Raw genomic sequence first — 23074 nt, 5'->3', positions numbered from 1 at the left:
TTTAGCCGATAACTTAGCAGAACTCAGACACAGGCTTTCCCTTAAGTATTGGCAAGAATATCAACGTTTTATTTTTTTAAACTGTCTGGTCGTGTCCGTCAGTGCAATTTCTGTCGGTAACCGTTCCATCGAACTGGCACCGTAGAAACCGTCACATTGCGGACAGTTATCCATAATATATTGGGCATCTTCAGGCGTAGATATTGGCCCGCCGTGGCACAGCACAATCACATCTTCACGTACCGCTTTGGCAGCAGCAGCCCAGTCGTTAATTAAAGGCACACAGTCCGCCAGCTTCAGCGCCGTATCCGCGCCAATATTACCGCCCGTGGTTAGCCCCATATGAGGAACAATAATATCGGCCCCCGCTTGCGTCATGGCGACCGCATCGGCGGCACTGAAGACATAAGGTGTCGTCAGTAAATCTTTTTCGTGGGCCAGACGGATCATATCCACTTCCAGGCCATAGCCCATGCCGGTCTCTTCCAGATTAGCGCGGAAGTTACCGTCGATTAAGCCCACGGTTGGGAAGTTCTGTACGCCAGAAAAACCCAAATCCTGCAAGTGGTCTAAAAAGTGGTCAAATTGGCAGAAGGGGTCGGTGCCATTAACACCGGCCAGCACTGGGGTGTTTTTCACCACCGGCAGCACTTCTTTCGCCATATCAACCACAATCTCATTGGCATTGCCGTACGCCAGCAGACCCGCTAACGAACCACGACCGGCCATGCGATAGCGGCCTGAGTTGTAGATAACGATGAGATCAATTCCACCAGCCTCTTCACATTTGGCTGACAGCCCTGTGCCCGCACCGCCGCCAATAATCGGCTCACGGCGGGCAATCATTTCCCGGAATTTGGCCAAGATGGCCTGGCGTTGAAATTTTGACATTTGCTTCTCCACAATAAATTGGCCCTATACCCGTCATACTTCAAGCTGCATGTGCGTTGGTTGCCTGCCTGCAACTCGAGTTATTTAGGGTGGGATGGGCTCTTTGCTATTTCTTTAAAGTTCTCTACCGCGGCTTGTGCGAACCGTGGGTCGTTAATGTTGAACGGATAATGCACCAAGCGGCGTTTATCAGTTTGAATCACAGTGGCTTCCAGCGTCTGGATAAAGGCGTTCAGCGCCTTCTCATCCCAGAAGAGCTGACCGAGAGCATCCAGTGCCGAGAACCCGCCCGTTGGAATCAGGAAGCGCACTTCGCCTTCGCAGCGATTTAACTTCTCGCCAATCCAGCGCGCCATTTGAATGTTCTCCTGCTCAGTGGTGCGCATCAGCGTGACTTGCGCGTTGTGCTTATAGAACAAGCGATCAGCATATTTAGCCGGAATGGTTGCCGGACTGCCGAAGTTGACCATATCCAGCGCGCCGCAGGAGCCAACATAAGGGATATTGGTATGGGCAATGGCATCGAAGCGCTCTGGACCACAGGCCAATACGCCATCAAATAACAGATCGCAGACTTCGGTGGTCGTCAGGTCAAGCGCCCCTGCCAGCAAACCACTTTCAGCCAGTTTCTCCATTGCTTTGCCGCCGCTGCCGGTGGCGTGGAACACCAGACAGTCATACTCTGCGGATAAGGCGGCGCTGACCGCCTGAATGCAGGGGGTGGTCACACCAAACATGGTCAAGCCCAGCGCCGGTTTGTCCTCAACCTGCGACTCTTCTTTGGCGAAATAGACCGCGCCAGCCATTTGGTGGGCTGCATTACTCAGCACCCGCCGCGAGATACGATTTAGCCCAGCAATATCAGTTACGGAATACATCATGGCAATGTCACTCGCGCCGATGTAGCCAGAAACATCGCCAGAAGCCATGGTCGACACCATCAGTTTAGGAATACCAATAGGTAAGCTCTGCATGGCGGGGGTGATCAGCGCGGTGCCACCGGACCCGCCCAAACCTAATAGTGCGGCGACATCATCTCGACTCACCAAAAATCGCTCAAATGCCACGGCCATGGCGCTAATTGCCCGCCCTCGGTCACCACAGAAAACCGCCTGAGCCCCATCAGGATGGTAGCTCGCGACGACCTGTGCGCTGATATCCGCGCCACTGTCGCGTTGACCCTCTTTGGTCGACAAATCAACCGTGACGGTCTTCAGCCCGGTTGCATTAATCAATGCGCTGACATAGGCCAGCTCTTCGCCTTTGGTATCTGTGGTAGTCGCGATAAAAATATGACGAGGCATCTGAACATCCTTCTATGAATGCGGAATGTCGCAAAAATTTAAGCAGCTCACTTCTTTTTTATTGGAGGTTTTTTTTTGCTTACAGCCGAACAACGAAGCGAGTTGGTTAAGATAGAATCATATTGAGACTAGCGTATCATTTCCGCAAAGAGCATTGCTGAAATATGAGACGGTAGTCTCAAAATTAATTTGAGCGCGGCATGCTTTCATAGTGGTTTGTGTTAGCGGTTTGCTATAGTGGGCGAAAATAGGATTTGTACTGTGGAGTGACCGTGAACAATCAAGATGAACAGGACAGCGCCCCTCCATCGTTAACCACCATCAGGGCGAGAACCCGGCGGTTACTTATCGATACCGCCATGTCGATGTACGAGCAAGGGACGTTTCCATCGATAACCGAGGTGGCAAACGCCGCCCAACTTTCCCGTGCCACGGCGTACCGCTATTTCCCGACACAAAGTGCGTTGGTCTCTGCCATGGTCGATGAAAGTCTCGGCCCGATACTGGCATGGCAACCCACCCAACCCGATGCACGGCAGCGCATTGCCGAGCTGCTCTCTTTTGCTTATCCGCGCATGTTGCAACATGAGGGCGTGCTACGTGCCGCACTGCATCTGTCATTGCAGCAATGGGCCGATAACCGCAGCAATCCGAACAATGAAGAGAAATTAGTCCGTGGCAACCGTAAGCGGTTGTTAAAACTGGCGGTAGAGCCGCTGGAGGGGAAGCTAACACCGGAGGCCCTACAACGGGTGGTCCACGCATTTTCGCTCATTTATGGCTCAGAAGTGTTTATGGTGCTGAAAGATATTTGGCATCTGGATGAGGCCGGGATTCAAGATGTTACCCAGTGGATGGGGAAAGCCATTTTATTGCAGGCCGAAACCGACGCCCAGAATGAGAGCCACTAACGCCGCTGCGGCGTCAAGGCCGAAGGGTGTTAGCCTACGGCTTCTAATCGCGCATAGGCCGCCACTAACCACTTAATCCCCTCGCCAGGGAACGCCACCTGCAAGCGGCTATGCTCGCCGCTGCCTTCCAAATTCACGATGGTGCCTTCGCCAAATTTAGGGTGGCGCACGCGCTGACCCAATGAAAAGCCGCTATCATTCTCATTCATCGGTGTCCCCATACTACGGTGATTCACCGGACGTGAGACTGTCGCGCGCAGCCGAACCTCCTCGACACACTCCGGTGGCAGTTCGCCAATAAAGCGTGAGGGGCGGTGATTCACCTCTTTGCCATACAACCGGCGGCTCTCGGCATAACAGAGTGTCAGTTTTTGCATCGCCCGAGTGACACCGACATAGGCCAGTCGGCGCTCCTCTTCCAGCCGCCCGCCCTCGTCCAATGACATCTGGCTTGGGAACATCCCCTCTTCCATACCCACAATAAATACCTGCGGGAACTCCAAACCTTTGGCTGAGTGGAGCGTCATGAGCTGCACCGCATCCTGATAGGCATCCGCTTGCCCCTCTCCCGCTTCCAAAGCCGCGTGAGAGAGAAATGCCTGAAGTGGCATCAGATCCTGATCTTCATCCTGATAGCTGTATTGGCGGGTCGCATTGACCAGCTCTTCAAGGTTTTCTACCCGCGCTTGACCCTTTTCGCCTTTCTCTTGCTCGTACATCGACCACAAACCGGAGTCACGGATCACCCGGTCAGTTTGGACATGCAATGGCATATCTGCGGTTTCATGGGCCAGTGAGTCCACCAGCTCGACAAAACGTTGCAGCGCAGAAGCGGCACGGCCCGCCAGCACTTTTTCCTGCAACATGGCACGGGTGGATTGCCACAAGGTTAACTGGCGGTCACGAGCGGTTTGGCGCACCACATCCAGCGTGCGATCGCCGATGCCACGGGTTGGCGTATTGACTACCCGCTCAAAGGCGGCATCGTCATTGCGATTAGAGACCAGACGCAAGTAAGCCAGTGCATCTTTGATCTCCTGACGTTCGAAGAAGCGCTGACCGCCATAGATCCGGTATGGCATCGCGGTCTGCAATAGCGCCTCTTCCAATACGCGCGATTGGGCGTTGCTGCGATACAAGATGGCGCAATCATTCAGCGCGCCGCCGTTGTCGCGCCAGGCGCGAATACGGCTTACCACAAAGCGGGCTTCGTCCAGCTCGTTAAAGGCGCAATAGATCGAGATTGGCTCGCCTTCGGCCCCTTCGGTCCACAGGTTTTTCCCCATGCGGCCATCATTGTGGGCAATCAGGGCGTTCGCCGCCGTCAAGATATTGCTGGTTGAGCGGTAATTCTGCTCCAGCCGGATGGTTTCGGCACCGGGGAAGTCTTTCAGGAAACGCTGGATGTTTTCGACCTGCGCCCCGCGCCAGCCATAAATTGACTGGTCATCGTCGCCGACGATCATCACATTGGCGCGGTCACCCGCCAGCAGGCGAATCCAGGCGTATTGGATGTTGTTGGTATCCTGAAACTCATCCACCAGAATGTTGGTAAAGCGTTCACGATAGTGGTTAAGAATATGGGGTTTGTTGAGCCACAGTTCATGGGCACGCAGCAACAGCTCGGCAAAATCCACCAGCCCCGCGCGGTCACAGGCTTCCTGATACGCCTGATAAATACGCAGCCACGTGGCTTCAACCGGATTACCGTAGCTCTCAATGTGCTGCGGACGTAATCCTTCATCTTTTTTGCCGTTGATGTACCACATAGCCTGACGCGGCGGCCACTGTTTTTCGTCTAAATTCAGCGCTTTGACCAGACGTTTTAATAAGCGCAGTTGGTCGTCGCTGTCCAGAATCTGAAAATCTTGCGGCAGGTTGGCATCCAGATGGTGGGCGCGTAGCAGGCGATGCGCCAGCCCGTGGAAAGTGCCGATCCACATGCCGCCCTGACTGGTGCCAATCAGATGCTCGATACGGTGGCGCATCTCCGCCGCCGCTTTATTGGTGAAGGTGACCGAGATAATTGAGTAGGGCGAGGCGTTTTCTACTGAGAGCAACCAAGCAATACGATGCACCAGCACTCTGGTTTTGCCACTGCCTGCACCGGCCAGTACCAACAGGTTGCAGCGTGGCGCAGCCACGGCTTCGCGTTGTTTTTCATTCAGGCTGTCGAGCAGGTCAGAAACGTCCATAGGCACCGTTTTTCGGATAAGAGAAGAGAGGAAAATCACCGATTATTCGGGTATTTTACCACCATTCCACTGTGAATTTATACAGAGTTATTGCAGGGGATTATAACAATGCTGTCAGGGATGCCAACTGAGAAATCTCAATATGGGGCAATAATCGGCTATCACTGGCGGTCATTAGGTTCTGTTGCCGGTCATTAATCCAGCATGCCTGCATGCCGCAACGCAGTGAACCAGCGACATCCGTGGTCAGATCATCCCCCACATGCAGGATATGTTTCAGCGGGATATCCAGATGATTCGCCGCTTTATGGTACATATCGCGGTACGGCTTGGCGCGACCATGGGGGCCGGAGCGCAGCACAAACTGAAAATAGTGGTCGAGGCCGCAGGCTTTAGGATCAGCATTGCCATTAGTGATCGCCACCAGCGGGTAGTGCTCAGCCAGCGCGCTCAGCGTGTCATGAGTCTCTGCTGGCACATAAATGCGGCTGCGCCACAGGGAGAAGTTCTCCATAGCAGCATCGGCCCCACATTGCGCCTCTGATTTGCTCAAGCCATGGCGGAGCAGGCCCAGCTCAATGGCATGCCAGCGCCACTGGGTGACATCGTGGTAGATATCAGGGTCTTGCGCCAGTAACTCGCTGCGAAAACGCTGGAAATCTGCTGCTTGCAACTGCGCCAAATTAGGATGGTACTGCTGCAAAAAAGCCACTGACTCTTGTTCAGTGCGGGTGATTACCGGGCGATTGTCATACAGCGTGTCATCCAAATCGAAGGTAATGGCGGAAATACGTTCAAGTGGACGATAAAAATGCATCAGGATTTGCCTCGTTTGGCCCGTGGATGAGCAGCATCATACACTGTCGCCAGATGTTGAAAGTCGAGATGGGTATAAATTTGTGTGGTAGTCAGATTGGCATGGCCCAGTAGCTCTTGTACTGCGCGCAGATCGCCGCTGGATTCCAGCATGTGGGTGGCGAAGGAGTGGCGCAATTTATGGGGGTGGATATGGCTACTGACCCCTTGCTTCACCCCCCACTCTGCAAAGCGTTTTTGCACATTACGCGCTGAAATTCGCTTGCCGGTATTGGCTAAGAAGATGGCGTCATCTTGCGGCTCAAACAGTTCGCGCAGCGCCAGCCAGTGATTCAACCAAGTCACTGCCGTTCTGCCGATCGGCACTTTGCGCTCCTTGCTGCCCTTACCTATCACCCAGACTTCACCGCTGGCGAGGTCCACGTGTTTGCAATTCATACCCACCAGCTCAGAGAGACGCAGACCCGCACCGTACATCACTTCCAGCATCGCACGGTCACGTACCGCCAGTGGATCGTTGAGGTCAATATCCAGCAGTTTATCCACTTCGTCGACATCAATGTTTTTCGGCAGATGGCGACCAGAGCGTGGCGTGCTCACCCCTTTGGCGGGATTGGCCTGCAATACGCCTTGGCTGACCAGCCAATTGAGGAAACTACGCAACGCCGAGAGCCGCAATGCCAGACTGGAGGAGTGCAATCCCGCACGTTTGCTGCGGGAAACCAGTGAGCGAACCTGCGCCGCATCCAGCGTTTGCCAGTGCGCAAGGCCCATCTGCTCGCCCATCGCCATAAGCGCCTGTAACTGGCGTCGATAACTGGTGATGGTGAGCGGGCTGAGTTGACGCTCAACTTTGAGATAACGCAGAAAAGCCTCGACCTGCGGGGCAAGCGAGGCGCTGAATTCGGTCATACCGGCTCGATCCAACGCTCCAGCAGGCTTGGCAATAACGTGGATAGCTGATTCAGCATCACGGTGCCCATGCCTTGCTGATAGTGCTGTGTGTCGCGACTGCTGAAGATAATCACGCCCAAATCGCCCGATTTACCCAGCAATGAGAGTGCCACCGAACCCACTTGCTTCGCCTGTGGCAATAGCAGCAGCAGTTCTGGCCCATTCAAGCTGCCGAGATAATGGTTATCGCTGCCTAGCCGTTGAATGCGGAGTGGCTCGAAGGCTTGGCGGGAAAGCCCTAGATGGGTGAAGTCAGAGGGCGCACCAATATGCCAGCGGTCGCTGAACAACCTAACATTGGCACCGCTCAGCCCGAAATCTCTGGCCCAGCGCTGTAAGCGGTTGAGCATATCTTGCAAGCTGCTGGCCGCCGCCAGATGACTTTGCAGTTGCAGTAAGCGGTTGAACAGCACTTCGTTCAGGCCAGCCTGCTCCATCAGCAAGGTGATCTCCTCTTCCAACTGGCCAATCTGGTTACGTTGTCGCCCCAGTTGCCACTCCACCAGCGAGACACTGCCTCGAACCGGATGAGGAATATGCATCTGTTCGACCAGACGAGCATTGCGGATAAAGAAGTCGGGATTTTGCAATAAGTACTGCATGACAGCGTCATCGTCTAACTCGATGGCCGCTAACGCCTGCTCCTCATAACTTTTCATGTCACACCCGTCATAATGAACACTTATACCCTAGATAATTCAAGTTGCAGGAAGGCGGCAACTGAGTAAATCCCCAGGAGCTTACATCAGTAAGTGACTGGGGTGAACGAAGGCAGCCAACGCACATGCAGCTTGAAGTATGACGGGTATATTATAAATGAATAAATCCGTCATAGACATGGGTTGCTGGCCCCGTCATATACAGTGGATAGCCTGGCCCTTTCCAACTGATCAGCAAGCTACCCCCTGGCAACTCCACCGTCACCTCTTCATCCAACAGCTCTTGCTGGATGCCGACGGCCACGGCAGCACAAGCGCCACTCCCACAGGCTTGGGTTTCACCGGCTCCGCGCTCATACACCCGTAAGCGGATATTTTCACGGCTCACCACCTGCATAAAACCAATATTGGCCCGCTCAGGGAAGCGCTCATGGCTCTCTAATACTGGCCCCAGCAACGCGACATTGGCAACCGAAACATCATCAACTTGCAGCACACAGTGCGGGTTGCCCATTGACACCACACCGCATAGTACCGTGTGTTCGGCCGCGCGGAAAATATAGGTTTTCTCCGCTTTAGCCGCGCGAAAAGGGACGCTTTGTGGGTCAAAATTGGGTTCACCCATGTTAACGCACACGTCTTCATCTTCCGTGACACTCAAGATCATGCGGCCAGTTTGGGTGCTCACACTGATGTCGCGCTTGTTGGTCAAGCCCTTCAGCCGGACAAAACGGGCAAAACAGCGCGCGCCATTGCCACACTGAGAAACTTCGCTGCCATCAGCATTAAAAATACGGTAGTGAAAATCCAGTTCAGGATCATAAGGAGGTTCAACCACCAACATCTGATCAAAGCCCACGCCAGTGTGCCGGTCTGCTAATCGGCGGATTAACTCCGGCGAAAAGTAAACATTTTGGGTAACTGCATCGACAACCATAAAGTCGTTGCCAAGACCGTGCATTTTGGAGAACTGCATTTCATACTCCGCTGACTTTCATTTTATTACTGGCTAAATTCGGTACTGGCTAAGCTCGGTACTGACACTATCTGGCTGCGATAGGGCTAATCACTGTGGCCCGGCGATCGTCTGGCTCTGTTTTGCGCCAGATAAATCCTGCTGATTACGTTCTGTCTTGCCACTATCGGGTTGCGCTGTTTCTGTTTTTGGTTTGTCTGACGGCGGAAAGTATAGCGGACCTTTCAGGCCACAGCCGGAGAGTGCGAGTACCATCATCGCCACCAGTGGCCAACCGAGTTCTTTTTTCATTTATAACGCCTGTAAATTGTTTTAGCGCATTAATGCCTGTGATTCATGCGCCCAAGGTCTCTATAATCGCAGGTGGATCATGAAAAGCAATAGGAATTGAATATGAACGATAGCGAGTTTCATCAGTTAGCCGATCAATTGATGCTTTGCATTGAAGAAACACTGGATGCTTTTAGTGGCGATAGTGATATCGATTATGAAACCAATGGCGGGGTGATGACCCTGACTTTCGAGAATGGCAGCAAGATTGTGATCAATCGCCAAGAGCCATTGCATCAGGTCTGGCTGGCCACCAAAGCGGGCGGTTACCATTTTGATTACCGTGATGGCCACTGGTATTGCTCACGTAGCGGCGTAGAATTTTTCACCAAACTATCTGAAGCCGCCACCACACAAGCGGGCGAAGAAGTGAGTTTTGGTTAATTGCGCTGGGATCAATAAGGGACACGATTTTTGCGTGTCCCTTTTATTTTTTATCAGATAATGACTTATCCGAGTGTTAGTGCAGTTGGAACTGCTGCACCGGCAGGCTGGCTTCTTTATCCGCAATATACAGATGAGATAACGTATTACTGCGGAACGGAATCACTTGCGTACGGCCATCTAACTGCACAATTTGGTAGAACTGCGGCAGGTTGAAGTTGATAAAGCTGGAGCCGTAAGTAAAGCGGTCATGGGAAGACGAATAGAACCTGCTGACGTCCCGCACCAACTCCTCTTTACTGCCCTCGCAGTGGTGATAAACCTCCACGCGGTTTGACTCATCCAATATGTAAATATTAAAGCCTTTTTCATCTGCGGTGCCTTCGAAGAAGAACTGAATGATCCCTTCGCTGGCAAAACCGTCGACAACCGGCGGCAGATGAATTTGATCGGTTTCGACCTGAATCGATAACCCATGCAGTTTGTTATTGGAGATCGCCCCGTAGAATTCGACCGCGTTTTCCAGCTTCTGCACTGACACACTCAGACGCTCGAAGAACAGCCCCCACGTCTGGCCGGAAACGCGTACCGCTTTGAAGCGGCCTGGCTCTTGACGAGTGCTGGATAAGCGCAGCTCAATGCATTCAGAAACCAGTTGCTGAATTCGGGTGCGAATCAAGCCACGTAAATGCTGGCTATAGCAGAATACATCCACCGACTCTGGTGGCGCGGCATCTTGATGCATCTTGCCTAAAATGGTTTTCAGCGCCTCCAATACCGCCTGTTCACCGCTGAAATGCAGGGTACGCACTTCGTTCCACGAGTTGCGGTACAGCAAATCGATACTGCCGACTAAGCACTGCTGCTGCTCGCCAAAACTGAATACATCCAGTTTACGGAAATCAAAATGCACCACCTGATTACGGAAAGCCGCAGTCGGATCATGTTCCAAATTGACGATAATCGCCAAGTGGCGAATCTCGCACGGGCTGTACAGTGCCTTCGGCGTTGGCGCAGGTAGGCGCAGCGGGAAGTGGTGGGAGATATCCGTCACCAACTCTTGCAGTTTGGTGGTATTGCACAGATTGGCGCTTTTAATGTGTAGTCGAGTCTTGCTGGTCAACAGGCCGTTGAAATAGGCCCACGACACCAGTTTGTTCAGGTAGCGGTTATATTCCAGCGGCTGATGGCTGACGATAGCATCCATGGAGGGCGCTTGATTATACAAGTACCAGCCAGGACGGTTTGCACGGCCAGCCGGCACATGAATAAAGGTCAGGTGCTCTTCTGAAAGATCCGGTGAAATTTGCGGGTTAACCAGCGTCACTTTACCTGGCAACGCTTCAAAAGCTGCGTAGAGTTTACGGGTCAGAACCCCGATATCTTGCGGGCTGGCGCTGACACTCAGGTTGTTGCGGCGGGCAAAGCGAATCAAATTACGATAGCTCTGCATCATCGCATCTAACAACTCGTTATGCGCTTCACGCACCCGTTCAATCTTCCAGTTGGCGCGATTATCCAGCACTGCCAGACTCTCATCGCTCCAGCCCCACTCACTGACCAGTTGGCTGAGGATTTCACGCCGCCAGCCGATGCTCGCTGGGGTGCGCGAGAGTTTTTCGCATACTTTCAGATAGAAGCAGCGGCGCACCAGATTCAGTCGGGTGGTGTCATTGATTTGGGTTAGATAGCGGGTGACGCGATCGAGCATCATGCAGTAAGCATCGAGGCCAAAGGCGACAATTTCACCGGCATGTAAGCGCTGTTTGATCTCCATCGCCAATAATTGGGAATTAGGATATTCCCAAGAGTAAGCTTCCAACAGCAGGGTTTTCAGCACCGCTTTATACGGCGAATCGATACTTTTATACAGTTGCCACAAACTGGCACCGAAATACTCTTCCGCCGACAGGGTGCTCAGGCCGCCCAAGTCCAGCCATTCATTCGGTGTTAATACGCCCTGCGCATAGAGCGACAGCACGTAATCATCGTAATTATTCTCTTCTTCAACCGGAACCATATTCCACAGAATACGTTTCCCCGCCAGACGAACCGCGCTGCGGTAAAATTCATCCAGCAATAAAATATGTTGGGTCGAACCGCAATCTTCGCCACCCAAACTGCCGCTGGCGTTGTGACGGAAGCGGTTTTCATCAATCAGGAAGAAGCTGACCTCAACCCCCATTGATGCCGCCCATTTCTCCAGCAGGCTGCATTTTTGCTGTAGGCGATGGCGCTCTTCAGTATCGAGCCAAGCCTGATGGCACACCCAGATATCCAGGTCCGAGGTATGGCACTGCCCAATGGAGGAGGTGCTCCCCATCGAATAGACGCCAGTAATCGGCAGTTCACCGCCAGCACTCTGCTCTAGAGGTGCGCCCGACTTGGCTTCAACCTCAGACAGATAATTCTGTTGCGTTTCATTAGGCGTGAAAATGCAGACGCCATGGGGAACGTTACCATCAAGGTAACCCGGCATCAGTGGATGATGATGATGTAGTAGGGTCGGTAGCAGACTGTAAACCTTTTGGAAGGCTGGCCCCATGGCCGCCAAGGCGCGATCGACTCGTAATTGGTTGATCGCATCCAGTCGCTGTTTCAGTGTCTCGATGTAGAGGTACAAGACGTCTCGCCTGATTGTTCCGGTGCTTAGAAAGAAACCCGCGTTCCACATTCGTTTGTTGCTTACTTGGCATTATCAAAAAATCTGTACTTTTTATTGAAATGACCAAAAAACAGTTTGTTTGAAGAATATTTAACGAATGATTGCTGGAAACGTGATCAATCTAACACCTTGCCGATTGACCGTAAAGAAAGTAAAGCTATCCCTACAATTATAACGTCTCTTTCTCTGAGCAAAATCATGGGCGTTGCAAGCGGGCAACGGGGCCCATGCATTTCAGCGAAAGCCGCTGGCAAGGCAGCAATGTGCGGAAGGAGAGTATAAACCCCTTATCCCGCCACACATTTGTTACAATAGTTGCTTTCTTGTACTCTTACCCGCCTTGATCATGTGGCTACCGCACTGACAGTACTCGTCGGTCAATGGTAGGATGGGCCGCAAAATAAATAAAACGGTAACAAGCAATGTTAGACAAAATTATTCGAATTGCCACGCGACAAAGCCCGCTCGCCTTATGGCAAGCACATTATGTTCAACATTTACTGCAAGTCAATCACCCCGGCCTGCACGTTGAGTTGGTCCCTATGGTGACTCGCGGGGATATCATTCTGGATACGCCACTGGCAAAAGTGGGTGGTAAGGGCTTGTTCGTCAAAGAGTTAGAGTTGGCGCTCCTGGATGGTCGGGCTGATATCGCCGTGCACTCCATGAAAGATGTGCCGATCGCTTTCCCTGACGGCTTGGGTCTGGTCACCATTTGCGAACGTGATGACCCGCGTGATGCGTTCGTCTCATCACATTATGCCCACCTGGATGATCTCCCGGCTGGCAGCATCGTCGGCACTTCTAGCTTGCGCCGCCAGTGCCAGCTGCGTGAACGTCGCCCCGACCTGATTATCCGCGATCTGCGGGGTAACGTCGGTACCCGCCTTGCCAAGCTGGATAACGGCGATTATCACGCGATTATTCTTGCCGTTGCGGGCCTTAAGCGCCTTGGACTGGAAACCCGTATTCGCTATGCCATGCCTGCCGAAGAGTCATTACCCGCGGTGGGTCAGGGTGCCGTGGGTATCGAGTGCCGTCTGGACGATGATTTCACCCGTCAACTGTTAGCGCCACTCAATCATCGCGACACGGAATTGCGGGTCTGTGCAGAACGTGCCATGAATACCCGCCTTGAAGGTGGCTGTCAGGTGCCAATTGGCAGCTATGCCGAATTGGAAGGTGACCAGCTGTGGCTTCGAGCTTTAGTGGGCGCACCCGATGGTAGTGAGATCATTCGCGGTGAGCGCCGTGGCCCGGCGGAGAATGCCGAGCAAATGGGGATCGAACTGGCCGATGAGCTGCTTTCACGAGGTGCGCGGGAGATATTGGCCGCTGTTTATCAGGATAACCCACCACTATGACCATTCTGGTGACCCGTCCCTCCCCCGCTGGGGAGCAGTTAGTCAGTCGCCTGCGTGCACTGGGTCGGGTTGCCTATCATGCCCCCTTGATTGATTTCTCACCCGGTGATGACCTGCCCAAACTGCCTGCCTTGCTGCAAGAAATGCAGGCGGGTGATCTGGTTTTTGCACTATCGCAGAACGCCGTGCGCTACGCTAACCCGCTGTTAAAAAGAAATAACCTGTCATGGCCTGCGCAGTTATCTTATTATGCTATTGGTCGTGGCACCGCGTTGGCACTGCATACCGCCAGCCGCTTGCACGTCACGTTTCCGCCGATGGGTGAGACCAGCGAGATGCTGCTATTATTGCCCGATCTGCAAAAACTGGCGGGTAAAAAGGCGCTGTTATTGCGCGGTAATGGTGGGCGCGAGCTGCTGGGTGAGAGCCTTGCGCAGCGCGGGGCAGAGGTGACCTTCTGCGAATGTTATCAACGCAGCCCGATCTTTTATGATGGCAGTGAACAAAGTGCTCACTGGCAACGTGCTGGCGTCAATATTCTGGTGGTGACCAGCGGCGAAATGTTACAACAGATCTATACTTTAGTTCCTGATTACTATCGTTCTTCCTGGTTGCTGCGCTGCCACTTAGTGGTGGTCAGTGATCGTTTGGCTACCTTGGCCGCCCAAATGGGCTGGAGTGATATCCGGGTGGCAGAGAATGCTGATAATGACGCGCTGATCCGCGCGCTACAAGACCTAAAACACACCTGAAACCTGACTATGGGATGCCCAATATGACGGAACAAAATACCCCATCCGCACCAGTGGAAGAGACAACCACTGCGGTTGAGAGGCACCAACAGCCAGCACCTGAAAACCGCCGGGAAAAACGCTCCGGGCCAATTCTGGGGGCTATTGCTATTGCACTGGCTATCGCGCTGGGTGCCGGGCTTTATTATTACGGACACCAGCAGGCCCAGTTACAAGATGCAGCGACTCTCACACTGCAAGAACAGCTGGCTGAACTGAAACAGAGCCAGTTGCAAGAAAAACAACAGCTTGAGTCATTATTGCAGCAGCAAGGCAAGGCGTTGGAGGCAGCCGATCGCCAACAGACCTCGCTGATTCGCCAACTCAATGAGTTGCAGGAAAAAGTCGCCACTATCTCAGGGAGCGATGCCAAAACCTGGCTACTGGCACAGGCTGATTTTCTGGTGAAAATGGCCGGTCGCAAACTGTGGAGCGATCAGGACGTCACCACCGCCGCCACATTATTGAAAAGCGCCGATGCCAGCCTCGCTGACATGAATGACCCGAGTCTTATTGATGTGCGCCGCGCCTTGACCGAGGATATCAGCGCCTTATCAGCGGTCAGTCAGGTGGATTTCGACGGCATCATCCTCAAATTAAATCAGCTCTCCAATCAGGTCGATAATCTGCGTCTGGCTGATAACAATATTGATGATTCGCCGATGGATGCCGATAGCGATGAACTCTCCAGCTCACTCTCTGAATGGCGGCAGAATTTGACCAAAAGCTGGCACAGTTTTATGTCTGATTTTATAACTATTCGTCGCCGTGATAGCAGCGCCGAGCCACTGCTGGCACCAAATCAGGATGTTTATCTGCGCGAGAATATCCGCTCCCGCCTGTTGGTAGCGGCACAAGCGGTGCCTCGCCATCAGGATGAGGTCTATAAACAGTCGCTCGAGACTATCTCCACCTGGGTTCGCGCCTATTTTGATGTGAACGACCCAAGCACCAAGGCTTTTCTGGATGAATTAGATAGCCTGAGTCAACAGTCCATATCAATGGATGTGCCTGATCAATTGAAGAGCCAGTCGATGCTGGAAAAATTGATGCAAACTCGGGTTCGTAACTTACTGGCACAAGCGCCAGCTGCCGCACAGGGGGAATAAGTATGCTGCGAGTTTTACTGTTATTCCTCATTCTGACCGCTGGGATCGTCCTTGGCCCCATGTTGGCTGGCCATCAGGGTTATGTGTTGATCCAGACCGACAACTATAACGTTGAGACGAGCGTGACCGGTCTGGTCATTATGCTGGTGCTGGTTTTGGTCGCGTTCCTGATCGTGGAATGGGTACTGCGCCGGATTTTCCGCACCGGTGCTCGTACCCGTGGCTGGTTTATGGGCCGTAAACGCACCCGCGCCCGTAAGCAAACCAAAGCCGCGCTGATCAAGCTGGCTGAAGGTGATTTTAAGCAGGTGGAGAAGTTGCTCACCCGCAATGCCGATCACGCTGAACAGCCGATGGTGAACTATTTGCTGGCGGCGGAAGCGGCCCAGCAGCGCGGTGATGAGTTCCGCACCAATCAATATCTGGAGCGGGCGGCAGAAGTGGCCGATAACGACCAACTGCCGGTGGATATCACCCGTGTGCGCATTCAGCTGGCACAGGGCCACGTTCATGCGGCACGCCATGGTGTCGATCGTCTGCTGGATCAGGCACCGCGCCATCCAGAAGTCCTGCGTTTGGCGGAACAAGCCTACCTGCGCTCTGGCGCTTACAGCTCATTGCTGGAGATTTTACCAGCGATTGGCAAGGTTCAGCTTCATACGTCAGAGGAGATCGCCGCGCTGGAGCAGCAAGCTTACATTGGCATAATGAATCAATGTATGGCAGAAGAAGGCAGTGATGGCCTGAAGCGCTGGTGGAAAGATCAGAGCCGTAAAGTTCGCAACGAGATCCCGCTGCAAGTGGCGTTAGCTGAGCATCTGATCGAGTGTGATGATCATGATGTTGCCCAGCAGATCATTTTGGATGGCCTGAAGCGCCAATATGATGAGCGCTTGGTGCTGTTGATCCCGCGTCTGAAGTCAGGTAATCCCGAGCCGCTGGAGAAATCATTGCGCCAGCAGATCAAGCAGCATGGCGCGACACCGTTGCTCAATAGTACTTTGGGTCAGTTGATGCTGAAACACGGTGAGTGGGAGAAAGCCAGAGAAGCCTTTGCCGCCGCCCTTGCGCAGCGCCCAGACGGGTATGATTACGCATGGTTAGCGGATGCCTTGGATAAGCTGCATCGCCCTGAGGATGCCGCCCAAGCTCGTCGTGAGGGGTTGTTATCAACCCTGCGGCAGAGTGGTGAATCACTCTAAGCATGGTGAACGCGGCGGAGAGTCATCGAGGTTTGTCAACATCAAGCTAGGTGGATGAAGGGGCGACTATCCCTAGGGGCGCTTACGCGACTACGACCCCAACGGAACATTTCCCCTTCAATCGACTTTGTCAGCGGTCTGAAAGCTCCTACGGGAGCTTTTTTGTTATCTCCTTTGCCAAAAAAAACGCTTGCCGGTTTCGGCAAGCGTCTAAAATTTTCAGGTCTACAGACAACATGTTGGCGCCTCACTCAACGTTATGTCCGGTATGTGATGAAGATATTCAACATCGTTTACATGGACAATAGGCACCCTAAAATCGGCTCTGCATCATCTCTGGGTTTATGAAGTGGTTATAAAGCCAAGCTGTCATAATAAGTGAGATGAGCATCTACGAGGTAGATATTGCAGTTAGCGTGCCAAATTGCGTAATCGGTGGCAGTTTCATCTAATCATCCGCAAATAATCCCCTAATTATCTGATAAACCATAGATTTATTTTTATGTCCATTTGGCATGCCATACCCTCCTCTGCCGACCCTGATGACGACACACCCCGAGTGATCTGTCGCTACAAAACGACGCTATCCGCCCTCATTAATTTTATTCTTATTTATCAATATATTATGTGTCTCTCTTTAGAGACAAAGCATGGGTCTTTTGTCGCGGAAAACCAACACTTATGATCTGAGAGGATAAATCACAGGCCAAGCCAGTCTAACCGTCTGATTTGATCAAAGGGTGGCAACAAAGTTTGGGGCAAAAGAAAATGAGCGTGATAGAGCGCCGTTAGCCGTGAACAAGGCTGGGATAGGATTAATGGATATGAGTGGTTATGGATGGGAATTATGGGAACGTGAGATTATCCAGACAAACTAGAGACGAAAAAAAACCCCGCATTGCGGGGTTTCTTCTGAAATTGGTCGGCGAGAGAGGATTCGAACCTCCGACCCACTGGTCCCAAACCAGTTGCGCTACCAAGCTGCGCTACTCGCCGATTTCTTGCTTCTTACTCTACAAGGTCTTTCGACCTATGTCCATGTAAATCTTAATAAAATCTACATGTTTGTGTGGTGCGAAGGGAGGGACTTGAACCCTCACGTCCGTAAGGACACTAACACCTGAAGCTAGCGCGTCTACCAATTCCGCCACCATCGCATGTTCCACAAAATTTGGGGTGGCTAATGGGGCTCGAACCCACGACAACTGGAATCACAATCCAGGGCTCTACCAACTGAGCTATAGCCACCATAACTTCTTTACAACTTACTTCGTACTCGTCGTACGCGGCAATCTTACCACCGCAGCTCTTGCACACAAAATTAATGGTGCGCCCGACAGGATTCGAACCTGAGACCTCTGCCTCCGGAGGGCAGCGCTCTATCCAGCTGAGCTACGGGCGCTTAGCGCCGTTGCGGGTGAGGATACTACGGTTTTAATACTTGGCTGTCTAGTGCTTTTTTAGAAGAAATGGCGTGTTTGCTTACGCTTTGCACAGTCTGCCACAAAAGTCAGCCATTGGTAGCCCTCACCTCACCTCGTTCGCTGGTTTTATAGGCGTTCTATCTCCTTCGTCCTTGAAACCACAGGGGTGTCAGTTGTGCGTACTTTTAGGCCGAAATAGCCTACCGTCACTAATCCTAAGAAAATTGCCCCCGCTAATAGCGATAGACGCGTCTCTGGGTTAATCCCCATCCCCACCAGAACACAAAGCAAAAAGGCGATGGTGAGGTAGTTGACGTACGGGAACATGATCGATTTGAACGGATGCTGTTTCAGTGCCTCTTTATGTACCTGCCGGAAACGTAGCTGGCTCACCAGCACCACAAACCACGGTACCATGCCCGGCAAGACGCTGGCGCTGTAAACATACACAAACACCTGCTGCGGATTTGGAATGATGTAATTGAGGCTAGAGCCCACCAGCAGGCACAAGATCGTGACTGCAATGCAGTTAACCGGAACACCATTAGCCGAGAGTTTCGTCAGGCAAGCGGGTAACTGGCGGTTTTTCGCCAAGGCATACAACATGCGTCCGCCACTGTACATGCCGCTATTACAGCCGGATAGCGCGGCGGTCAGCACCACAAAGTTGATAATCCCTGCGGCAGCGGTGATCCCTATCTTGGCGAAGGTCAGCACAAAGGGGCTGCCTTCCGTGCCGATGCCGTTCCACGGGAAGATGGTGACAATGACAAATATCGCGCCGACATAGAAAATCAGAATGCGCCACAAGATATTATTGATGGCACGTTTTAAGGTGACTTGCGGGTTTCGGGCTTCACCGGCGGTGATGCCGACCAACTCAACACCCTGATAGGATGCCACCACAATACACAGCGCGAACATAAACCCTTTCCAACCGCCCGCAAAGAAGCCGCCGTGGGCCGTCAGGTTATCAAAGCCAATGGGCTGGCCGTGATTGCCAAAACCGAAGAAGATGACCCCTAGCCCCACCAGAATCATCACGATGATAGTGGTAACCTTGATCATCGCAAACCAGAACTCTAACTCGCCATATAATCTGACCGCCGCCAGATTCGCCAGTGCGACTATGGCGACCCCCGCGATAGCAGGTAACCATTGGGGTATTTCCGGGAACCAAAACTGAACGTAGACGCCAATAGCGGTAATCTCGGAGATCCCCACCGCTATCCACATAAACCAATAACCCCAAGCGGTCAGATAGCCGAAATAGGGGCTGAGATATTTATGTGCATACACAGCGAAGGAGCCGGCTACTGGCTCCAGATAGAGCATTTCGCCCATTGCGCGCATGATGAAGAACACAAATAAACCAGCAATAATGTAAGCCAGCAATACCGATGGCCCGGCCCATTGCAATGTGCTGGCGGATCCCATAAACAGCCCGACACCAATAGTGCCACCTAGCGCTATCAACTCGATATGCCGAGCTTCCAGCCCACGGTGTAATCCTTTTTTCGCTTCGTTGTCTGCCATATATCCCTCTGTCAATCGACTGGTGTGTATCCGCTCCGGATCCCCGGTTGTAGTAGTTATAAAAAATAAATTACGCAGCTGAATAAGGTATTCAGCTTAATTATTAATAACGACAAATTAAAAACGTAATAAGAGCGAGTGACTGTAAAGCCCTAGCCGGCCCGTATCGTTCCGTATCTGCGGCAGATTAGCAAACAGGAAACTAAAACTTTATGGAATAAAAATAATTAAATTGATTCCATAATGGAATTACAGTGAGGGGGATTAGTGAGGGGGATAAATGAAATCGTTATCATTGCAGGGCCTTAGGTGGCCCTGCTTAGTTTAGAATATTACAAACGGCCACTGTAATAGTAACCCACAAACTTCAGCAGTTTGAATTGGCGACGGATGCGGCTGGGTTGTGCCAGTAGGCGATAAAGCCACTCCAGCCCCAGGTTCTGCCAGATCTTCGGCGCACGCTTGACGTGCCCCGTAAAGACGTCGTAAGTCCCGCCAACACCCATATACAGCGCATCAGGGTAGAATTTACGGCAGTCGCGCATAAACATCTCCTGTTTAGGTGATCCCATGGCAACCGTGACAATCGCCGCGCCACTGGCCGCAATACGGGCAAAGAGTGCCTCACGCTGTTCTGGCGTGAAGTAACCATCCTGACTCCCCACCAAATTCACATTCCATTGTGCTCGCAGCTTGGCTTCCGTTTCAGCCAGAATTTCCGGCTTGCCACCGACTAAAAAGACTGGCGTCCCTTGCTGGCCTGCGCGTTGCATCAAGGCTTCCCATAAGTCCGCCCCTGCAACCCGCGAGAGCTGCGCCTGCGGGTATTTGCGGCGAATAGCCCGCACCATGCTGATACCATCGGCATACAGGTATTCAGCCTCGTTAATCAGTTCACGTAGTGCGGCGTCGTCTTCGGCTTTCAGCAATTTCTCTGCATTCATAGCCACCAGTGTGCCGGTTTTGACCGGGCCGCTGCTCAGCAGGTGATCCAGCGTCTGAGCCATGTCACGAAAACCCCAGATCTCGAAACCACGGACATTATATTTTGGAATGTCAGTTTGTTGGGTTGGAATAGCAGTATTCGGTTCCATTACAATCCTTACAGTTGATTGCCCGCTTCAGGCATGGACAGGCGCTTAGATTTGCTAACACGACGCTGAACGCGCTGCGTGATCAAACCCGCCGTATCGAACAACCAGTACAACAATTTTGCCAGTACCAGACAGGCACCAAAAATCACGCAGAAAAACACCACCCGCGAGACAAAGGAGTCTAACCCTTCCCGTGCCAAGACGATGATGTTAAATATCGCACCAAAACAGAAGCTTTGCAGAATGGCCGCTTTGTAGCGATTCTTTTCCGCTTTGCCCTGTTCATAAAGCCAGTCGAACCATTTAATGATTAACCCAACCACAATGGCACCCAGCGGGATAAACAGTACCCCACCCATCACCACCAAAGAGCCTATCAGCGTGGGGGAGATTGCCAGTCCTGAGTGGTTATCCAGCACATCCCAGGTAAAGTAGTTGGCGGTATTCAGCACCAAGTCTGGCCGCTCCGGCCACAGGAGGCTGGGAATAAACACATAAAAATCACGGATTATCGGCGCTAAACCTTGGAAATCTATTTTGTCGTAGTTCTGGAGCAGCAAGCCGAGGTTTTCCCACGGCGAGAAGGTATCCCGCGTCAGGTAGAGGAAAGTGTAAAACGCCTCTGCCCCGTTAACATCCAGCCCATAACGTTTCAACGCCAGCCAGAACATCCCGACAATGCCAAAGACTCCCGCGGCCGCCAACATCCACAACGTGATCCAGCCGCGCACTATGCCGATAAACAGGAACAGTGAGAAGGCGATAATGATGTTAGCCCGCGTCCCACCGACGATAACATAGGTCAGGATGCCAAAAGCCACAGTGCTTGCGAGGAAGAAGAACCACGCGCGCATGTCCTGTTTCAGGAAATAGACCACCAACATGGCGGGGATAAAGAAGTAGAAAAAGCGCTTCAATGCGACGCCCGAGACATCACTGGAGAAGATTTTGCTGTAGGAGTCGAGCTTAAACAGCAGGAAACCATTCTGCATAAAGAAGATGCCCACGGTGCCGATCGCCACCAGCGCCAGCAGCATCCAGGTCAGATTGGTTTCCACCCGATTCATCGTGAAAATCGGGGTGCGCGGCTGAGTGCGTGGCTTGGTCAGCCGGGTTTTGTAGCTCACGTAGTAAATAGCATAAAACGCCGTGGCGGAGAGCATGGCATACAGCAAGTACTCAACCGGCACCACCGCCACCCCAAACTGGAACACCAGCATGCAGGTCAGCGGGAAGCCAAAATAGAAGGTCAGCAAGTAGAGCATGGAGAACAGCACGTTGAAGTTAAAGCGGACGCGCCGAAACTCCTGATACGTCAAGATCAGGATAAAAATGACCGCGATTAAGTAGACGCCGAACAGACCGCCAAATTGCCCCAGTGTCATGGGTGTTCTCCTGCGGCCATTGCCAGTGCTTGCAGCCAACCCTCAATGTAATTGGGGTTAAAGAAGGCGATCGCGTGTTTATCCAGCCCGGCTAATTGGCGCTGTGCCTCGCGAATCAACGGCTCATCCAGTGAGTCGCCATAGAAAAGCACCGGGATATGCTGCTCGGCCAAATCTTGCCAGAAGGGATTTTTACGGCTCAACACAAAAGGCACGCCAAATTGCGTTAACAAACACAGGGTGCCGATGCCTTGCTGACGATTGAAAATAAAATAGCCTAAATCGCATTCGCGCAGGATATTCAGGTAGTCATCAAAGGGGATCTGATCCGTCAGGATGCGCAGATTTTCGGGCGCGAAGAGTGCCAACCCCGCCTGCCTAACTTGCTCGATATACAGCTCATTATTTGCCGGATAACCCATCGGCAGAATCACTCTGGCATCCGGGCCAAACTGCTGATGAATCGCTTTCAGCGCTTCAATATGGCGGTTAGTGGTGTCGCCAGAGTTGCCCACTAAAATCGTCATTGGCCCCGCCAATGGCTTCTCCACACTGATACTGGTTAATGCTGGGTCCATGCGGGTCGGGAAGTAGAGCAGTGACGCTGGCACCCGAGGATGACGCTGCTGGAAATAGATTAAGTCGCCACGGGTCGCAAAGACATGGCCCACTCGCCCTTGAGCAAGGCGGCGCAAGACGTAAAACAGGCGAAACTTCCAGCTTTTGGCATCTTCATAAAGATCAGCACCCCAGACATGCCAATAGACCTGTCGTGGTTTGATTTTGCCGCTCAACAGCGCCAGCCACAAGGTGGCATTAAACTGGCCGTGCCAGAAGAAGCGCGTGCTGCGATCCGCCTGTGCGCGGGCGATCACCGCCTCGGCCAAGGTTTTCTTATTTTCGTGCGTTTCAATATCCAGCTGCGTGAATGATGAAAAAGCTGCCGTCTCTTTTGCCGCCACCATAAAGTGCCGCACCTGTTCTGTGGGCACACGCGTTGCCAGCACATCATTAAAGAAGCGCAGCACGGTCAGATTATGGTGCGGGATATCAGATCCCAGTACGTGAATCAGGGTTGTCATTT

At 52.5% G+C, this 23074-nt stretch carries 20 protein-coding genes and 4 tRNA genes; 7 read left to right on the top strand and 17 right to left on the bottom strand.

The annotated features are described in order from the left end of the window. Positions 1 to 60 precede the first annotated feature (60 nt). Both ACZ76_RS10215 and ACZ76_RS10210 read right to left on the bottom strand, forming a co-directional pair. On the bottom strand, positions 61 to 891 hold the full coding sequence (locus ACZ76_RS10215) for a phosphoenolpyruvate hydrolase family protein (protein ID WP_048618846.1): 831 nt from the start codon (positions 889 to 891) through the stop codon (positions 61 to 63). An 80-nt stretch (positions 892 to 971) separates the two neighbouring features. Next, complete coding sequence (locus tag ACZ76_RS10210) at positions 972 to 2195, bottom strand: Tm-1-like ATP-binding domain-containing protein (protein WP_048618845.1); 1224 nt, start codon at positions 2193 to 2195, stop codon at positions 972 to 974. Between the two features lie 266 nt (positions 2196 to 2461). On the opposite strand from ACZ76_RS10210, the gene ACZ76_RS10205 reads away from it, so the two are divergent. Next, positions 2462 to 3106: a TetR/AcrR family transcriptional regulator gene (locus tag ACZ76_RS10205; protein WP_374700781.1), complete on the top strand. Its 645-nt coding sequence runs from the start codon at positions 2462 to 2464 to the stop codon at positions 3104 to 3106. Between the two features lie 29 nt (positions 3107 to 3135). Here the strand turns inward: ACZ76_RS10205 and uvrD are convergent, their stop codons facing one another. From uvrD to lptM, 6 genes are all read right to left on the bottom strand, one after another. Continuing rightward, on the bottom strand, positions 3136 to 5301 hold the full coding sequence (gene uvrD / locus ACZ76_RS10200) for a DNA helicase II (protein ID WP_048618843.1): 2166 nt from the start codon (positions 5299 to 5301) through the stop codon (positions 3136 to 3138). A 100-nt stretch (positions 5302 to 5401) separates the two neighbouring features. Beyond that, positions 5402 to 6118 carry a 5-amino-6-(5-phospho-D-ribitylamino)uracil phosphatase YigB gene (yigB, locus tag ACZ76_RS10195; protein WP_048618842.1) on the bottom strand — a complete coding sequence of 239 codons (717 nt, stop codon included), beginning with the start codon at positions 6116 to 6118 and terminating at the stop codon, positions 5402 to 5404. Further along, the gene (gene xerC, locus ACZ76_RS10190; RefSeq protein WP_048618841.1) at positions 6118 to 7029 is read right to left on the bottom strand and encodes a tyrosine recombinase XerC; all 912 of its coding nucleotides are present in this window, start codon (positions 7027 to 7029) and stop codon (positions 6118 to 6120) included. The genes yigB and xerC overlap by 1 nt, the downstream gene beginning before the upstream one ends. Beyond that, positions 7026 to 7730, bottom strand: a complete 705-nt coding sequence (locus tag ACZ76_RS10185) for a DUF484 domain-containing protein (RefSeq protein WP_048618840.1) — start codon at positions 7728 to 7730, stop codon at positions 7026 to 7028. Before ACZ76_RS10185 ends, xerC begins: the two co-directional genes overlap by 4 nt. Before the next feature lie 151 nt (positions 7731 to 7881). Then, positions 7882 to 8706, bottom strand: coding sequence for a diaminopimelate epimerase (gene dapF, locus ACZ76_RS10180; RefSeq protein WP_048618839.1), 825 nt, complete (start codon positions 8704 to 8706; stop codon positions 7882 to 7884). Positions 8707 to 8796: 90 nt separating this feature from the next. Then, positions 8797 to 8997, bottom strand: coding sequence for an LPS translocon maturation chaperone LptM (gene lptM, locus ACZ76_RS10175; RefSeq protein WP_048618838.1), 201 nt, complete (start codon positions 8995 to 8997; stop codon positions 8797 to 8799). Between the two features lie 102 nt (positions 8998 to 9099). On the opposite strand from lptM, the gene cyaY reads away from it, so the two are divergent. After that, positions 9100 to 9420, top strand: a complete 321-nt coding sequence (gene cyaY, locus ACZ76_RS10170; protein ID WP_048618837.1) for an iron donor protein CyaY — start codon at positions 9100 to 9102, stop codon at positions 9418 to 9420. Positions 9421 to 9496: 76 nt separating this feature from the next. On the opposite strand, the gene ACZ76_RS10165 is transcribed toward cyaY, so the two are convergent. Next, on the bottom strand, positions 9497 to 12043 hold the full coding sequence (locus ACZ76_RS10165) for a class I adenylate cyclase (RefSeq protein WP_048618836.1): 2547 nt from the start codon (positions 12041 to 12043) through the stop codon (positions 9497 to 9499). 117 nt (positions 12044 to 12160) lie between these two features. Between ACZ76_RS10165 and ACZ76_RS19750 the strand changes: the two genes are divergently transcribed. The 5 genes from ACZ76_RS19750 to hemY all read left to right on the top strand — a co-directional run bounded on the left by ACZ76_RS19750 (position 12161) and on the right by hemY (position 16551). Continuing rightward, positions 12161 to 12367: a hypothetical protein gene (locus tag ACZ76_RS19750; protein ID WP_071840495.1), complete on the top strand. Its 207-nt coding sequence runs from the start codon at positions 12161 to 12163 to the stop codon at positions 12365 to 12367. Positions 12368 to 12507: 140 nt separating this feature from the next. Continuing rightward, positions 12508 to 13449 carry a hydroxymethylbilane synthase gene (hemC, locus tag ACZ76_RS10160; protein WP_048618835.1) on the top strand — a complete coding sequence of 314 codons (942 nt, stop codon included), beginning with the start codon at positions 12508 to 12510 and terminating at the stop codon, positions 13447 to 13449. After that, positions 13446 to 14201 (top strand): uroporphyrinogen-III synthase, encoded by a 756-nt coding sequence (gene hemD, locus ACZ76_RS10155; RefSeq protein ID WP_048618834.1) that lies wholly within the window; start codon positions 13446 to 13448, stop codon positions 14199 to 14201. Before hemC ends, hemD begins: the two co-directional genes overlap by 4 nt. 23 nt (positions 14202 to 14224) lie before the next feature. Further along, entirely contained in the window at positions 14225 to 15349 is a 1125-nt protein-coding gene (gene hemX / locus ACZ76_RS10150) for a uroporphyrinogen-III C-methyltransferase (protein WP_048618833.1), read from the top strand. 2 nt (positions 15350 to 15351) lie between these two features. Further along, complete coding sequence (gene hemY, locus ACZ76_RS10145; protein ID WP_048618832.1) at positions 15352 to 16551, top strand: protoheme IX biogenesis protein HemY; 1200 nt, start codon at positions 15352 to 15354, stop codon at positions 16549 to 16551. 919 nt (positions 16552 to 17470) lie between these two features. On the opposite strand, the gene ACZ76_RS10140 is transcribed toward hemY, so the two are convergent. From ACZ76_RS10140 to ACZ76_RS10105, 8 genes are all read right to left on the bottom strand, one after another. Next, positions 17471 to 17547, bottom strand: a tRNA-Pro gene (locus ACZ76_RS10140). Positions 17548 to 17621: 74 nt separating this feature from the next. Beyond that, positions 17622 to 17708 (bottom strand) — tRNA-Leu (locus ACZ76_RS10135). Positions 17709 to 17723: 15 nt separating this feature from the next. Next, a tRNA-His gene (locus ACZ76_RS10130) sits at positions 17724 to 17799 on the bottom strand. Between the two features lie 77 nt (positions 17800 to 17876). Beyond that, a tRNA-Arg gene (locus ACZ76_RS10125) sits at positions 17877 to 17953 on the bottom strand. 148 nt (positions 17954 to 18101) lie between these two features. Continuing rightward, on the bottom strand, positions 18102 to 19511 hold the full coding sequence (gene thrP, locus ACZ76_RS10120; protein WP_048618831.1) for a bifunctional threonine/serine APC transporter ThrP: 1410 nt from the start codon (positions 19509 to 19511) through the stop codon (positions 18102 to 18104). Positions 19512 to 19843: 332 nt separating this feature from the next. Further along, the gene (gene wecG, locus ACZ76_RS10115; RefSeq protein WP_048618830.1) at positions 19844 to 20605 is read right to left on the bottom strand and encodes a lipopolysaccharide N-acetylmannosaminouronosyltransferase; all 762 of its coding nucleotides are present in this window, start codon (positions 20603 to 20605) and stop codon (positions 19844 to 19846) included. Between the two features lie 8 nt (positions 20606 to 20613). Beyond that, complete coding sequence (gene wzyE, locus ACZ76_RS10110; protein ID WP_048618829.1) at positions 20614 to 21990, bottom strand: ECA oligosaccharide polymerase; 1377 nt, start codon at positions 21988 to 21990, stop codon at positions 20614 to 20616. Continuing rightward, on the bottom strand, positions 21987 to 23072 hold the full coding sequence (locus ACZ76_RS10105) for a TDP-N-acetylfucosamine:lipid II N-acetylfucosaminyltransferase (RefSeq protein ID WP_048618828.1): 1086 nt from the start codon (positions 23070 to 23072) through the stop codon (positions 21987 to 21989). The genes wzyE and ACZ76_RS10105 overlap by 4 nt, the downstream gene beginning before the upstream one ends. Positions 23073 to 23074: the final 2 nt, after the last annotated feature.

Source organism: Yersinia aleksiciae, from assembly GCF_001047675.1.
Lineage (GTDB): Bacteria > Pseudomonadota > Gammaproteobacteria > Enterobacterales > Enterobacteriaceae > Yersinia > Yersinia aleksiciae.
This window is presented reverse-complemented; position numbering and strand designations above follow the sequence as displayed.